This window comes from Actinomycetospora lemnae, assembly GCF_028737315.1.
Classification (GTDB): Bacteria; Actinomycetota; Actinomycetes; order Mycobacteriales; family Pseudonocardiaceae; genus Actinomycetospora; species Actinomycetospora lemnae.
On the sequence record NZ_JAQZAO010000010.1, the window covers coordinates 128,255 to 143,000 of the forward strand.

At 72.6% G+C, this 14,746-nt stretch carries 13 protein-coding genes; 8 read left to right on the plus strand and 5 right to left on the minus strand.

Going from position 1 to position 14,746, the window contains the following annotated elements; genetic code table 11:
• Positions 1-25: 25 nt before the first annotated feature.
• Entirely contained in the window at positions 26-1,798 is a 1,773-nt protein-coding gene (locus PGB27_RS22010; protein ID WP_274202559.1) for a BCCT family transporter, read from the minus strand.
• The gene (locus tag PGB27_RS22015) at positions 1,795-2,334 is read right to left on the minus strand and encodes a nitroreductase family deazaflavin-dependent oxidoreductase (protein ID WP_274202560.1); all 540 of its coding nucleotides are present in this window, start codon (positions 2,332-2,334) and stop codon (positions 1,795-1,797) included. Before PGB27_RS22015 ends, PGB27_RS22010 begins: the two co-directional genes overlap by 4 nt.
• Before the next feature lie 150 nt (positions 2,335-2,484).
• Here PGB27_RS22015 and glxA point away from each other — a divergent pair, with 150 nt between their 5' ends.
• Together glxA and PGB27_RS22025 are read left to right on the plus strand one after the other, a co-directional pair.
• Entirely contained in the window at positions 2,485-4,389 is a 1,905-nt protein-coding gene (gene glxA / locus PGB27_RS22020; RefSeq protein WP_274202561.1) for a radical copper oxidase GlxA, read from the plus strand.
• Between the two features lie 779 nt (positions 4,390-5,168).
• Positions 5,169-6,035 carry a S1C family serine protease gene (locus PGB27_RS22025; protein ID WP_274202562.1) on the plus strand — a complete coding sequence of 289 codons (867 nt, stop codon included), beginning with the start codon at positions 5,169-5,171 and terminating at the stop codon, positions 6,033-6,035.
• A gap of 145 nt (positions 6,036-6,180) precedes the next feature.
• Here PGB27_RS22025 and PGB27_RS22030 read toward each other — a convergent pair whose 3' ends face one another.
• Positions 6,181-6,798, minus strand: a complete 618-nt coding sequence (locus PGB27_RS22030; protein WP_274202563.1) for a hypothetical protein — start codon at positions 6,796-6,798, stop codon at positions 6,181-6,183.
• A 255-nt stretch (positions 6,799-7,053) separates the two neighbouring features.
• A complete protein-coding gene (gene qcrC / locus PGB27_RS22035) occupies positions 7,054-7,878 on the minus strand; it encodes a cytochrome bc1 complex diheme cytochrome c subunit (RefSeq protein ID WP_274202564.1) in 825 nt (274 codons plus the stop codon).
• Positions 7,879-8,182: 304 nt separating this feature from the next.
• Between qcrC and PGB27_RS22040 the strand changes: the two genes are divergently transcribed.
• The 6 genes from PGB27_RS22040 to qcrA are packed head-to-tail and all read left to right on the plus strand — an operon-like array spanning position 8,183 to position 14,189.
• On the plus strand, positions 8,183-8,836 hold the full coding sequence (locus tag PGB27_RS22040) for a cytochrome c oxidase subunit II (protein WP_274202565.1): 654 nt from the start codon (positions 8,183-8,185) through the stop codon (positions 8,834-8,836).
• The gene (locus PGB27_RS22045; RefSeq protein ID WP_274202566.1) at positions 8,833-10,530 is read left to right on the plus strand and encodes a cytochrome c oxidase subunit I; all 1,698 of its coding nucleotides are present in this window, start codon (positions 8,833-8,835) and stop codon (positions 10,528-10,530) included. Before PGB27_RS22040 ends, PGB27_RS22045 begins: the two co-directional genes overlap by 4 nt.
• Positions 10,527-11,039, plus strand: a complete 513-nt coding sequence (locus tag PGB27_RS22050; protein WP_274202567.1) for a hypothetical protein — start codon at positions 10,527-10,529, stop codon at positions 11,037-11,039. The genes PGB27_RS22045 and PGB27_RS22050 overlap by 4 nt, the downstream gene beginning before the upstream one ends.
• A complete protein-coding gene (locus PGB27_RS22055) occupies positions 11,036-11,569 on the plus strand; it encodes a hypothetical protein (RefSeq protein WP_274202568.1) in 534 nt (177 codons plus the stop codon). Before PGB27_RS22050 ends, PGB27_RS22055 begins: the two co-directional genes overlap by 4 nt.
• Positions 11,566-13,077 (plus strand): cytochrome bc1 complex cytochrome b subunit, encoded by a 1,512-nt coding sequence (gene qcrB, locus PGB27_RS22060; RefSeq protein ID WP_274202569.1) that lies wholly within the window; start codon positions 11,566-11,568, stop codon positions 13,075-13,077. Before PGB27_RS22055 ends, qcrB begins: the two co-directional genes overlap by 4 nt.
• Positions 13,074-14,189, plus strand: a complete 1,116-nt coding sequence (gene qcrA, locus PGB27_RS22065) for a cytochrome bc1 complex Rieske iron-sulfur subunit (RefSeq protein ID WP_274202570.1) — start codon at positions 13,074-13,076, stop codon at positions 14,187-14,189. The genes qcrB and qcrA overlap by 4 nt, the downstream gene beginning before the upstream one ends.
• A gap of 13 nt (positions 14,190-14,202) precedes the next feature.
• On the opposite strand, the gene PGB27_RS22070 is transcribed toward qcrA, so the two are convergent.
• A complete protein-coding gene (locus PGB27_RS22070; RefSeq protein WP_274202571.1) occupies positions 14,203-14,682 on the minus strand; it encodes a hypothetical protein in 480 nt (159 codons plus the stop codon).
• Positions 14,683-14,746 lie beyond the last annotated feature (64 nt).

The window sequence follows — 14,746 nt, forward strand, 5'->3', positions numbered from 1 at the left end:
CTCCTCGAGCGTTCGCTGTCGGCGCTCATCCCCGCCGCGACATCGGTCCCGCCGGTGCCTGGGACACCTCGGCGACGGTGGTCTCCCCCAGCGACGGGTCGACCTCGTCCTCGTCGAGACCCGCGCCGTCGGACGGCTCGCCGAAGTCCGAGGAGTCGTCGTCCGCGGAGTGACGGCCGGTGCCGTTGGCGCCGGTCACGTGTCCCGCCGGTACGGGACGCGCCGCAGCCTCCCTTAGCCCCGGCATGGGGGACGCCTCGGACGGGAACCGCACGACGAAACGCTCGGTCGAGAGCGCCTTGACCAGACCCACCGCCATCGCGATGAGCACCAGGCAGAACGGCAGCCCGGCCAGGATCGAGGCCGTCTGCAGAGCGCTGAGGGCGTCGGCACCGCTGACCGCGCCGGCGCCGAGCAGCACCGCCGCGATGACGCCCTCCATCACCGCCCAGAACAGGCGCTGCTGCCAGCGCGGGTTCGGGTCGCCGCCGTTGGTGAGGATGTCGACCACGAGGGAGCCGGAGTCCGACGAGGTCGCGAAGAAGAGCACCACGACGACGATGGCGGCGACGGAGGCGAGGACGGCGGCGATGGCCCCGACCGGCAGCTGCTGGAGCAGCACGAACATGCCGGTGTCGGTGGACGCGGAGGCCAGCGGGTTGGCCGGGTCCTGCTGCAGCGTGTTGAGCGCCGACTCGCCGAACACGGTCAGCCACACCATCGACGCGCCGACCGGGGCGAACAGTGCTCCGGCGATGAACGAGCGGATGGTGCGCCCGTAGGAGATCCGCGCCAGGAACATGCCGACGAACGGCGACCAGGAGATCCACCAACCCCAGTAGAAGAGCGTCCAGCTGGCCTGCCACTCCTGCGCCGCCGGGTTGCCCGGGTAGGTCTGGAAGCTCTGTGCGGGCAGGTTCTGCAGGTAGTTCCCGACGTTGCTGACCGTGGTGTTGAGCAGGTCGCGGGTCGGGCCGAAGGCGAACACGAACACCATGAGCGCGAACGCCAGCCACAGGTTGATCAGCGACAGGTTCCGGATGCCCTTGTCGATGCCGAGCATCACCGAGACCACCGCGATGGCGGTGATGCCGAGGATCAGCACGATCTGCAGCGGGGTGGTGTTGCTGATCCCGAAGAGCGTCTCCAGGCCCGCCCCCACCTGCTGGGCGCCCAGGCCCAGCGAGGTGGCCAGGCCGAACAGGGTGCCGAACACCGCGAGGACGTCGACGACGAAGCCGGGCCACCGGTTGATGCGGTCCCCGAGCAGCGGGTAGAGCGCCGAGGCCGGGCGCAGGGGCAGCCCCTTGCGGAACGCGAAGTAGCCCAGCGCCAGCCCGAGCACGATGTAGATCGCCCACGGGTGCAGGCCCCAGTGGAAGAACGTCAGGAACATCGCGTTCGTCGCGGCCTCGGGGGTGCCGCCCGGACCGACCGGCGGCTCCTGGAAGTAGCTGACGGGCTCGCTCACCGCGTAGTAGACGAGCCCGATGCCCATGCCGGCGGTGAACAGCATCGCGAACCACGACGTCGTGCCGTACTCGGGTGTCGAGTCGGCGGGACCGAGGCGGATGCGCCCGTAGCGCGACGCCATCAGCACGACGACGAACACCAGGAACGCGCTCGCGCTGAAGATGTAGAGCCACCCGAAGTTGGTGACGATGAAGGAGTTGGTCGCACTCGCCGCCGCCGCCAGAGACCTGGGCGAGAACACTCCCCACAGCACGAGGGCGAGCGCGAGTACGGCCGACGTGACGAACACCGGTGGGCTGGTGTGCTCGCGCAGATAGCGGATCACGAGGGGGTTCCTCCTCGGGGCGGTCGGGGCTCGCGCTCCGACGGGGGCGTCGGGGCGAGGAGGACGAGGGGCACGCCGTGCTCGTGGTCGGCGCCGAGGCGCTGGTAGGCCTCGAGGTCCGGCGGCGAGCCGTCGACGTCGCGGTCGAGCATCCGCATCAGGGCGGCGGCGGTCCGGGGTCGGCGCGCGGCGTACTCGGCGAGCCACCGGCCGGACTCCGTCGACGGCAAGGGGTACGCCCAGCCGTGGCGACGCCGCCGACCGACCTCGTAGGTGACCTCGGGGTGCGCGACGACGTTGCGGTACCACTGCGCGCGACTGCCGTAGCCCGAGGCGACGACGTAGGAGTCGCTCACCGGACCCCGCCCGACGACCTCGAGCACAGCGTGCCGGGGCCGGCCGGTCGTCCGCCCGACGTGCGTCAGCAGCACGAGCCGACGCCCGAAGACCCAACCGAGGCCGCACCGGAAGACGAGGATCGGCGCGCGGACGAGGGCACGGGAGAGCCGACGTCGCGCCGGACCGGCGGTGCGCATGCGGGTTCCCCTCCTCGGCGTCGGCCCCGAGTCCACCGTCGCGGCACCCCGGCGCGCCACCGCCGGGACCCGGACGTCAGGTGATCGCAAGGCGCCACCTGCTCACGCGGCGCTGCCCGGGTTCGTTGATCCCTGTGGGGCCTGCTCGTCGTGACCGTCCTGCTCGGCGTCAACCTGCCGCCTGCGCTCGGCTACGTGTCCCGCTGGCGGCACGAGCGCCTGGTCAACAGCCTGCCGTACATGCAGGCCCACGGCCGCTGGGACGTCGTGACCGTCCCGCCGACCGACCGGGTCAATGCCATCCACGCCGCCCTGCTGCCCACCGGCAAGGTCCTGCTCATCGCGGGCTCGGGCAACAAGGAGGACCTGTTCGCCACCAAGGCGCTCAAGAGCCTGCTCTACGACCCCCGCGACGGCTCGTCGCGCATGATCCCGGTCCCCGACGACATGTTCTGCGGCGGTCAGACCCTGCTGCCCGACGGCCGGCTGCTCGTGGCCGGCGGCACCGCGCGCTACGAGAAGCTCGACGGCGCGGTCACGCACGCGGCCGGGGCGATGCGCGTCAAGAACGAGGACCCGGACGTCGCCCGACCCGTGCCGGCCGGAACCGAGTTCGTCTCCCCCGCCGGCCTGCGCTACCGCAGTACCCGCGACGCCCTCGTGCCGCCGGCGGCCAAGATCACCACCAGCACGGGGGCCACGGTGACCGCCAGCGAGGTCACCGTGTTCGTCGAGGCCGTCGCGCCCGGGCCCGGGTCGGTGAACCCGGACCGGGAGCAGTACGCCATCGCGGGGCTGCCGCCGGACCTGAGCCGGGACCTGTACGGCCTCGGCGCCCCGATGACCCTCGACAAGCAGGATTACCAGGGCACGGACAAGGCCTACACGTTCGATCCGGTGACCGAGACCTGGACCCGCGTCGGCGACATGGCGTTCGCCCGCTGGTACCCGACCCTGACCCCGATGGTCGACGGGCAGGTCCTGGCCACCTCCGGCCTCGACGGCGTCGGCGAGGTCCTCAACGGGCAGACCGAGATCTTCGATCCGGCGACGAACACCTGGACCGAGCGCAAGGACCTCACCCGGTACTTCCCGACCTACCCCGGGATCTTCACCACGGCACGGTCGGACGAGATGTTCTACACCGGCACCACCGCGGGCTACGGACCGGCCGACCAGGGGCGCGTCCCCGGACTCTGGGACCTCGCGGACAACACCCTGTCCCCGGTGCCGGGCCTGCGCGACCCCGACCTGCTCGAGACCGCCGGCGCCACCTGGGTGGGGCCGGTCCAGGACCAGCGCATGGCCGTCATCGGCGGCGGCGGGATCGGGGAGAGCCCCCGCTCGACCGCCCGCATCGACGTCGTCGACCTCGACGACCCGGCGCCCCGGTTCACCCCGGGGCCCGACCTCCCCGCGCCCACCCGCTACCCCAACATCGTCACGCTGCCCGACGACTCGGTGCTCATCAGCAACGGCTCCCGCGACTACCGCGGCAAGGGCGCCTCGGACCACCTCCACGCCCGGCTCTACCACCCGGCTCCGGACGGCGGCTCGCTCACCGAGGCCGCAGCCCCGGAGGTCGGCCGGAACTACCACACCGAGGGGCTCCTGCTCCCCGACGGCCGCGTGCTCACCGCCGGTTCCGATCCCTTGTTCGACGACGAGAACAACACCGTGCCGGGCACGTTCGAGCAACGCCTCGAGATCTACTCGCCGCCCTACCTCTTCCGCGGCCCGCGCCCGGAGATCACCGCGGCGCCCGACGAGGTCGAACGTGGCGCCACCGCGCTCGTCGCCACCCCCGCCCCCGAGCGTGTGGAGCGCGCCCGCCTGCTGCGCCTCGCCACCTCGACCCACGTCACCAGCGTCGATCAGCGCTCGGTGGCCCTCGACGTGCGGCCCGCGCGCCGCGGTGTCGCGGTCGACGTTCCCACCGCGCCCGAGACCGTGCCGTCCGGCTTCTACATGCTCGTGCTGGTCGACGACCGGGGTGTGCCCTCCGAGGGCCGGATCCTCCGCGTCGCCGGGGACGAGGCGGGCCGGACGGACTGACGCCGGGGCGATCGTCAGGTGCCCGCAAGCCCATGCAGGCGCCGGTCGTGGTCGCCTGGTGGAGCACGGATCTCGACGGAGACGTGACGACCCGTTCCCGCAGCGAGAGGTGAAGCATGAGCCTGTTGGGCAACCTGCACGACCTGATCGGTGACCTCGCGGACGGCGGCAGGCCCTGCCCGCCCCCGGAGCCGCTCAGATCAGGAGCGCGATCGAGGTGGCGGCACCGAGCACGGACAACACGCCGGCACCCACCGAGAGCGACAGGTCCCGGTCGCGCGTCGTCCGCCTCTCGTCCCTCGTACGGAGACGCCACATCGCGACCAGCCAGAGAGCCATGAACACGTACGTCGCCACGACCAACACCCAGAGCCACATCCTTCGACGATGGCACCGGGCGGACGATCGCGACCTGACGGTGGGATGACGATCCGGTCGAGCCTCTCGGCCCGTGGTGAGGGACGTCGCGCCACCTGACGATCCGCCGACGATGCGTGTCTCCCCCGGCGGTGGCGCCCCCGTCCGGGCACACCTCGAACGTGCCCCCACGTCGCGCGCCGCACCGATGCTCCCTCGCTCTCCTGCCCCGGGAGCACGCGCCCCCTCTCGGCCGTCGCCGGCGCCGCCGCCGCGCTGCCGGGGCAACCGTGGTCCTCACCGCCGCGCTGGTGCTCTCGGCCTGTTCCGCCGGTTCCCCCGAGCCGGCCGCTCCCGCGCCCACATCCGCGCCCACATCCGCGCCCGCACCATCGCCCGCACCACCGCCGTCGCTGCCCGACGTGATCGCCCGGGTCGAGCCGAGCGTGGTCACCGTCCGCCTGCCGAGCGGGGTGGGTAGCGGGGTGGTGTACCGCGACGATCTCGTCGTCACGAACCAGCACGTCGTCGGCGACATGCGTGGGGTGGTCCTGCAGTTCGCCGACGGCAGCACCACATCCGGTGAGGTCCTGGCAGCCGACCGCATCAGCGATCTCGCCGTGATCCGCAGCGCCCGTGGCGGACTGCCGCCGCTGCCGGTGCGCACCGAGCTGCCCCGTCAGGGCGAGGTCGCGATCGCGATCGGCAGTCCGCTGGGCCTGGAGAACACGGTCACCGCGGGCATCGTGTCGGCGGTCGGACGGGAGCTGCCCGGACGCGCCCCCGGGTCGCCGCTGGGCCTGATCCAGACCGATGCGCCCATCTCACCGGGCAATTCCGGCGGCGCGCTGGTCGACGCGCAGGGGCGCCTGATCGGCGTCAACGAGATCTACATCCCACCCGGGGCGGGAGCGGTGTCGTTGGGCTTCGCCATCCCGTCGGCGACCGTCGTCAACGTGGCCGACCAGCTCATCGGCCGGGGTGCGGTGGCCCATCCCTGGATGGGGGTGTCGCTGACCGCGCTCACTCCCGAGATCCGTGACCGTCTCGGGGTCGACGCGCTCGCCGGGGCCGTCGTGCTCGAGGTCGTCCCCGACGGGCCGGCCGAACGCGCCGGGCTGCGATCGGGAGATGTGATCACCGGGTTCGCCGACGTCCCCATCGCCTCGGTGGAGGACGTCGTGACCCGGCTCGCCGACACCCTTCCCGGACAGACCGTGCCACTGACGGTCTCGCGTGGCGGAGCGCCGACGACACTGAGCCTGGTGGTGGGAGAACGCCCGAGCTGAGCCGATCGCCGACTCTCGCCCGCACCGATGCCGATCGTGTACGTACCCGGCCCCGGGGCAGGCCAGGGACGCTGAACGGGAGCACGCGGCCTCCCGGTTCACGGTCGGCCGCCGTCTCACCCGGCCCGAGAGGCGCGACGCACCCTCACGCGTCCGTCGGCTTCCGGGCACGGTGATCCTGCGACTGCCGCGGCGTGGGGACGGCGGAGCCGGTGTGGGGGCCCGGGTCGGGCTCGGACGCCGACCGGCGCCACCCGCTCTCCTGCCGCTGCGCGGCCGTGACATCCCGGGTCCCTCGCACGGAGAACCGGCCGACCGCGAGTCCGGCCACCAACGTCACGACCGCGCCCAGCCCGCTGGCCATGCCGATCTGCTCCGCCGTGCTGACACCGCCGGCGCCCACACCGTCGGCGCGAGCGCCGTCCGGAGCCCAGGACCACACCGCGGAACCGACCGCGAGCCAGGTGCCCGCCACGGCCGCGAGCACGCCGGACACGAGTCCGGCCAGGCGACGCTGTGTCAGCGTGAGCACGAGGCCGCAGAGCAGGATCACCATGCCGGGCACGATCTGGAGCCAGAGCGCGGCCCACGGCCTCGTCCACGGACCCGCGACGCTGAGGGCGTACCCGAAGTACGGTCCGACGAGTGGCACGAGGACCGACCAGAGCCCCAGGGCCACGAGCACGACGCCCGTGACCACTCCTCGGGAGCCGGCGGTGCGGAGCATCCCGCGGCCGGATGACGTGTCGGCAGAGGTACCCATCTCGAAGCTCCTCCTCGATCTCGGCGTCGTCGAGGGCGCCGCTCGGCAGGCCGGTCGGCAGGCCGCGCGTGCTCGGACACCCGCGTCGGCTCGTCGAGGACCCGGCGTCGTCCACGATTGCCCCTTCAGGGGTGCCTGTGGGCGTCAGCGGCCTGACGATCCGCTGACGACGTCGCGACGCCGTCCCACTCCTCCGCGCGACGGCGGTCGGCCGACGAGCCGCGGTGCGCTCCTCCACCCCCACGTCGCGTCGGGTCAACGGCGGGAGCCCACCCAGAGGGTGAAGCCGACCAGCGCCGCCATCCCGATGGCGAAGGCGACGAACCCCTCGGACACCGGGCCGTAGCCGCCGAGGCGGTTGCCGCCGGGGCTGTTCTCGCCGGTGCCGCGCACGTCGAGGACGTAGGCGATGATGTCGCGCTTCTCCTCCGGCGTCAGCATGGAATCGGCGAACACCGGCATGGCGGCGGGGCCGCTCTGCATGGCGCTGTACACCTGCCGCGGGGAGGCCGCGTCGAGCGACGGCGCGAACTTGCCCTCCGAGAGGGCTCCGCCGCGGCCGGTGAAGTTGTGGCACTGCGCGCAGTTGAGGCGGAAGAGGTACCCGCCGCGCGAGGAGTCCTCCCCCACGAGCGCCGCCTCGTCCCCCGTCGGCGGTACCGGACCGCCGCCGTGCGACTGCACCCAGGCGCCGAGCGCGTCGATCTGCTGCGGGGTGAACCGCGGCGGCTTGCGCTGGGCCTGCACGCCCTGCTGCGCCATCGGCATCCGGCCGGTGGACACCTGGAAGTACACGGCGGCCTCGCCCACGCCGACGAGGCTCGGCGCGCGCCCCGGGACGCCGCGCAGGTCCGCGCCGTGACAGGTGATGCACGAGCCGTCGTAGAGGGCCCGGCCCTCGCGGATCAGGGCCGGGTCCTCGGCGCGCGCCACCGACGTGCCGGGCACCACCAGCGCGTAGAGCCCGCCGGTGACCAGGAGCATGGCGGCGAGGGCGACGGCACGTCGGAGGCCGCGCAGACGACGGCGGTGGCGGTCCTGGCGGCCGTGGCGGTCACGGCCCCCAGCGTGCTCACCCACGCCGTGGCCTCCGCACCGGTGCCGCCGCCCCGTCCGCCCCGGCCATCGTCGTGTCCCCACCGGCCCCACCTCGCACCGCGTCGAGCTCGTGCTCGTGGCGACGGCTGAGGGGGTCAACCGACTCGGCCGCGGACGGTAGCCCTGCTCGGAGTCGCTCCGCCAGCCGGACGACCCCGTGGTCGTCCCGCTCCCGAGTTGCCCGCGGCCTTCGGGGTGCGCGATGCTCGGCGCCCCTGACGGAGGTTGACCATTGCAGCCCCCGGAGTCACCGGCACGAGAGTGACCGGAGCGCCGAGGAGCGGTGGTGTCCTTCCTCCCGATCTTCCGAGACATCTTCTGGCTCGAGGTCGCGATCGCGGCCGGCGTCTTCCTCGTCATCGCGGTGCTCCTCGCCGTGACGCTGTACCGACGCCGCGCGGGCGCCGGGCGTCCCGCGTCGTCGCGCGCGGACAACCTGCCCCTGGAGATCGGCTACGCCGTGGGCCTGTTGGGCGTGGCGATCTTCCTCGTCGTGGTGACGGCCAACGCCAACCACCGCCAGGAGCAGGTCCAGCAGGCGGCCCGCGCCGCGCCCGACGTCGCGCGGATCGACGTCACGGGATTCCAGTGGTGCTGGGAGTTCGCCCACCGCGACGGCCCCGCGAGCGAGACCGGCACCTGTGCGGAGGACCCTGCGACCCGTCCGACGCTGGTGGTGCCGGCTGGTCGACCGGTGGAGCTGCGCCTGACCTCGAGGGACGTCGTGCACGCGCTGTGGATCCCCGACCTGGCGCTCAAGAGCGACGTCTACCCGGACCACACCAACGTCCTCGCGACCACGTTCACCGAGCCCGGCACCTGGCTGGGACGGTGCTCCGAGTTCTGCGGCACCCACCACCCCACGATGGAGTTCTGGGTGCGCGCCGTTCCCGAGCAGGAGTACCAGCAGTACCTCGCCTCCGGTGGGGCCTCGGTGTGACCGCGACCGAGCCCGATCGGACCCAGCAGGACGTCCCCCCGTCGAGCCGGCGCGGGACCGCAGCCGCCTGGCTGACGACGACCGACCACAAGCGCATCGCGCTGCTGACCCTCGGGACGGCGCTGGTGCTGTTCGTCGTGGTCGGCCTGATCGCGCTGGTCGTGCGCGCGCAGCTGACGCTGCCCGACCAGCACCTGGTCTCGAACGACCTCTACAACGGCCTGTTCACCACCCACGGCTCCGGGATGATCTACCTGGTCGTGACGCCGATCGCGATCGCGCTGGGCCTCTACCTCGTCCCGTTGCAGGTGGGCGCCCCGGCGGTGGCCGCTCCCCGCCTGGCGATGGCCGGGTTCTGGCTCTACCTCGCCGGCACCGTGCTCATCTTCGCCGGCTTCGCGACCGCGCTCGGACCGGCAGCGGGCGGCTGGTACGCCTACCCCCCGCTCAACAGTTCCCGCTACCTGCCCGGCGCGGGTCAGAGCCTCTGGATCGCCGGGGTGTTCCTGGCCGTCCTGGGCATGATCTTCCAGGCCGGCACGGTGCTCTGGACAGCCCTGCTCAAGCGCGCCCGTTCGGTGACGCTGATGCGGATGCCGGTGTTCACCTGGTCGACGATCGCGACCAACCTCATGGTGATCGGCGCGTTCCCGTCGCTGTTGGCGGCGATGGCCCTGCTGGGGTGGGGCCGGGTCTTCCCGGACATCTTCACCGAGAACCTGTGGAACATCGCCTACCAGCACCTGTTCTGGTTCTTCGCCCACCCCGTGGTCTACGTGATGTTCTTCCCGTTCGTCGGGGTGGTCGCGGAGGTGCTCTCGACCTTCGCCGGGCGCCGGTTCTTCGGCTACCGCGCCACGGTGGTCTCGCTGCTGGTCTTCGCCGCGTTCTCGATGAGCGTGTGGGGCCACCACATGTTCTCCACCGGGCAGGCCAGCAACGACTACTACTCGCTGACCTCGATCCTCCTGCTGGTGCCGGCCGGGGTGGAGTACTTCGGCTTCCTGGCGACCCTCGTGGGTGGGCACCTGCGCTTCACGGTGCCGATGCTCTTCGCGATCGCGTTCGTCCCGCAGTTCCTCGTCGGCGGGCTCACCGGGATCATGGTCGCCACGCCGGTGATCGACTACCAGGTCACCGACAGCTACTTCATCGTGGCGCACTGGCACTACACGCTGGCCGCGGGCTCGCTGTTCGGCATCTTCGCGGCGTTCCACTTCTGGTTCCCCAAGGCGACGGGCCTGCTGCTCGACGAGCGGCTCGGTCGCTGGCAGTTCTGGCTGTTGGTGGTCGGCACGAACACGACGTTCCTGCCGATGTTCTGGCTGGGGCTGGCGGGCATGCCGCGACGCCTCGCCACCTACCTGCCCCAGGACGGCTTCACCACCGCCAACGTCATCTCCAGCGCCGGCAGCGTGCTCATCGCCCTGAGCGTGATCGTCACCATCGCCAACGTCGTCACCTCCGTGCGCGACCGCCGGCGGCCCGCCGGGGACGACCCGTGGCAGGGCCTGACCCTGGAGTGGGCGACCGCCTCGCCGCCGGCGCCCACCAACTTCGACGACCAGCACCCGTTGCCCCGCATCCGCAGCTTCACGCCCCTGCTCGACGAGCGCGAACGCGAGGAAGGCGAGGAACGCACCGGGGACGACCCCGCCGCGCACGGGGGGCTGCGCTCCGGGGGCTCGTCGTGACAGGGCCCGCGGTGAAGGCCGACGCGCCGGCACACATCGTGGGCCTGTGGGCGACGTTGAACGCCGCGCTCGCAGGCGCCATCGTCCTCTACGTCGAGCCGCTGTTCCCGCTGCCCCTGGTGCTCCACCTCGTCGGCGCCGCGCTGGTCACGATCTTCGGTGTGGCGGTGCTCGTCGCCGGACGCCGCGGCGGCGCCGGGCCGCAGCTGCGGCTGCCCTACCGCAGCGTCGCCGCGCTCGCCGGCGCGACGGTCGCTCTCCTGCTCGCCCTGACCTGGGTCTTCGGCCTGTGGGTGCTCGCCCTGGTGCCCTACCCCCTGCTCGTCGCGGTCGTCATGGTCCGCCGGGAGCGGCTCCCGGTCGACGCCACGACGCAGGCCGGTGCCCCCGGCACCCGCAGCCCCGTGCCGGTACCCGTCGAGCGCCCCCTGACGACGCCGGAGGTCTGTGCGCGGGCGCTGGAGATCCACCACGCCCAGCAGCGACGCGGACGCGGGGAGGCCACGTGACCGGCCACCTGCTGCACGGCATGCACACCGGCGTCGCCGGCGCGGCGCTGATGGGGCTGCTCACCTCGGTGCTCGCCCCGCTGCTGGTGCTCGCCGGCCGCCGGCGTGCGGCCCGCTCCGCCGCGTCCGCCCGGTCCCGGCCGTGGCTCGCGGCCGGGATCCTCGTCGCGTTCACGGTCGTGCACGCCGCCACCGTGCTGCTGATCGGGCCCGACACGGCCACGTCGGTGACCCTCGCCGTGCACGTGGTGCTGCTGCTCGGTGCCGTGGCGTTCTGGCTGCCCGTGCTCGGGCACGGGACCACCCGCCTGCCCGACGCCGGACGCGCGATCTACCTGTTCCTGGCCTGCCCGCTGCTCGACACCGCCGCGCTCGCCCTCGTGGTGCGCGGCGACGAGCCCGCGGGCGTCGCCATGATCGTGGCGATGCTGCCGATCGGGGCGGCCGCGATCGTGCTGACGCTGCGCTGGATCGCCGTCGAGGAGCGCGAGGCGCACGCCGTCGACGAGGCGCTCGAGGAGGTCCGATGACGAGCCGTGGCTACCGCCCGCGCCGGTTGAGCGTCACCGGCTACGTCGCGCGGGGTGCCGAGCGCCGCTTCCAGGTGGCGGGGCTGCTCCGCCACCAGATCAACAAGGTGTTCCCCTGGCACTTCTCGTTCTTCTGGGGCGAGCTCGCGCTCTACTCGTTCGTCGTGCTCCTCGGCTCGGGCATCGTCCTGACGCTGTTCTTCGTGCCGTCGCTGGACCAGGTCACCTACCAGGGCTCCTACGCACCCACCTACGGCCTCGAGGCCAGCCGCGCCTGGGTGTCGACGATGCAGATCTCCGTGGACGTGCACGGCGGGCTGTTCCTGCGCCAGCTCCACCACTGGGCGGCGCTGGTCTTCCTCGCCGCGATCATGCTGCACATGGCCCGGATCTTCTTCACCGGCGCCTACCGGGCGCCCCGGGAGATCAACTGGTTCCTCGGCGTCGTCATGCTCGTCGTCGCCATCTTCGAGGGCTACCTCGGCTACTCGATGCTGGACGACCTGCTCTCGGGCACCGGGGTCCGCATCTTCTCCGGGATCGTGCTGTCCGTGCCCGTCATCGGCACGTGGGTGCACTGGATGATCTTCCAGAGCCCGTTCCCGGGCGAGATCTACGTCGAGCGGTTCTTCATCGCCCACGTCCTGCTGCTGCCCGGCATCCTGCTGGCCCTCATCGCCCTGCACCTCGCGGTGGTCTGGTACCAGAAGCACACCCACTTCAAGGGCCCCCGGGCCCGCGAGGGCAACGTGGTCGGCAACCGCACCCTGCCCGTGTTCGCGATGCACAGCGTCGCCGCACTGCTCGGGACCCTCGGGGTGCTCGGCCTGCTGGCCGGGACCGCCCAGATCAACCCGATCTTCCACTGGGGGCCCTACACCCCGGCCCAGGTCAGCAACGGCTCCCAGCCCGACTGGTACGCGCTGTGGCTCATCGGCTCGCTGAAGCTGTTCCCGCCGGCCGACCTGTCCGTGGGCGGGCGCTACACCGTCCCCGGCGGCTTCTGGAGCGGGGTGCTGGTGCCGGTCGTGCTCATCCTGCTGCTGTTCGCGTGGCCGCTGATCGACCGCCTGCGCGACAGCGACCGGGAGCTGCACAACGTGCTCGACCGTCCCCGCGACGATCCCGGCCGCACCGCGATCGGGGCGATGGCGCTCACCCTCTTCGGCGTGCTCACCCTCGCCGGCACCGACGACATCTCCGCCACCGTCTTCTCGATCCTCCTGGAGGCCCTGCGGTGGACCGAGCGCGCGGCGGTGTTCGTGCTGCCCCCGCTGGTCTTCGTGGTCACCCGGCGGCTCTGTCGGCGCCTGCAGCGCTCCGATCGCGACGCGCTCGCCGGTGGCATCGCCACGGGGCTCGTCGACCAGCCCGTCGAGGGCGCCTACCGCTCGGTGCAGCAGCCCTTCGTCGGCGTCGACCCCGAGGGCGGTGAGCACGCGCCGGAGTACGACGGCGCGCGCGTGCCCAAGACACCGACCCCGCAGCGCCCGGGAGGCGGGTCGTGAGCGAGGACGGCTCGACGCCCCCGGAGCGCGAGCTCGACCGCATGGACGTCCACGAGCTCGGTCGTCTCGGCGCCCGACTCGACGACGTCGAGATCGTCGACGACGCACCCCGTCACGAGCCCGGCAGCCGTGAGGAGCGCCGGGCGTACCGCCGCGTGGCCGCCTGGTTCGTCCTGACCGCCCTCGGCGCCGTCGGGTTCGTCCTCGTCTTCGTCCTCTGGCCCTGGCAGTACACGAGCGAGGGACCGGAGCAGACCCTGCGGGCCTGGTTCACCCCCATGCTCGGCATCACCTTCGCCATCAGCGTGCTGTCCCTCGCCGTCGGGATCGTGACGTGGAGCAAGATCATCACGCCGGAGGACGTCGCGGTGCAGCAGCGCCACGACGGCCCATCGCCGCCGGTCGCCCAGCGCACCCTCGCCGCCCGCGTCGTCGAGCTCGTCGACCAGACCGGACTGGGTCGCAGCAAGCTCCTGCGCCGCACGGTGCTCGCGGCCTGCACCGCCGTCGCCGGCGTCCTGACCGTCACGGTCCTCGGGACCCTCGTCCGCGATCCGTGGTCCGAGGGTCCCTACTCCCCGCTCCTGACGACCGGGTGGCGCTCCCCCGACGGCGAGCGCACCTACCTGCGGGTCGACACCGGCGACCCGCACAGCGTGACCCTGCTGCGTCCCGAGGACGTCGCCGCCGGCGGGATGCTCACCGTCTTCCCCTTCCGGGAGTCGATGCGCGGCGACCCCGAGGCGCTCGCCGAGATGCTGCGCGCCGCCGACGTCCCCGTCGTGATCGTGCGCTTCTTCCCCGGCACACCCGTCGTCGAGCGCGTCGGGCAGGAGGACTTCCACCTCGACGGCCTCTACGCCTACTCCAAGATCTGCACGCACATGGGCTGCCCCGCCTCGCTGTTCGAGCAGACCACCCTGCGGATCCTCTGCCCCTGCCACCAGACCGAGTTCCAGGCCAACGAGTACGCCCGCCCCGTCTTCGGGCCCGGCGCCCGCCCCCTGCCCCAGCTCCCCCTGCGCGTGGACGAGCGCGGCTACCTCTACGCACCCCACGACTTCATCGAGCCCATCGGCCCCGGGTTCTGGTCCCGCGACCCCCGGGGCTGACCGCGACCCGCCGCTACCCGCGGTCGGTCGCCGAGTCCGGGTCCCCCATCCGGCGTTCGACGCGTGCCGCGATCATGAGTTCGAGGGCCTGACTGAGCGCGAACACCATCGCCGCGGCGAACGCGCCCGCGGACCAGGCGACGGTCGCCGGGAGCAGCAGGCCCGCGACGATCGCCGCGCCCAGCCCGAGGACGACCGAGACCATGTCCAGGGCCGTGCCGAGCATGATCACCTCCCGGGGCACCGTTCCCGGCCGCCGCCGGAACCCCCGCGTCGTGACCGCCTGCAGCACCGTGAAGGCCCCCGCGGCGCAGACGGCGAAGAGGGCGATGTCGACCAGCGACGGCGATCCGGCCACCTGGTTCAGCGCCCCGTAGGACGCCGTCATCGTCACGGAGAAGCCGAACGCGGTGCTGTTGTCGACGATCGCGGTCTGCAGGCCGGCCCGCGCGGTGTGCTCCCCACCGGACGCGCGACGTTCCTCGTCGTTCACCGCGGTCACCGTAGGGGGCCGCGACCCCCGACGCCTCCGGGCAGCGCGACCAGCTGCACGCGGT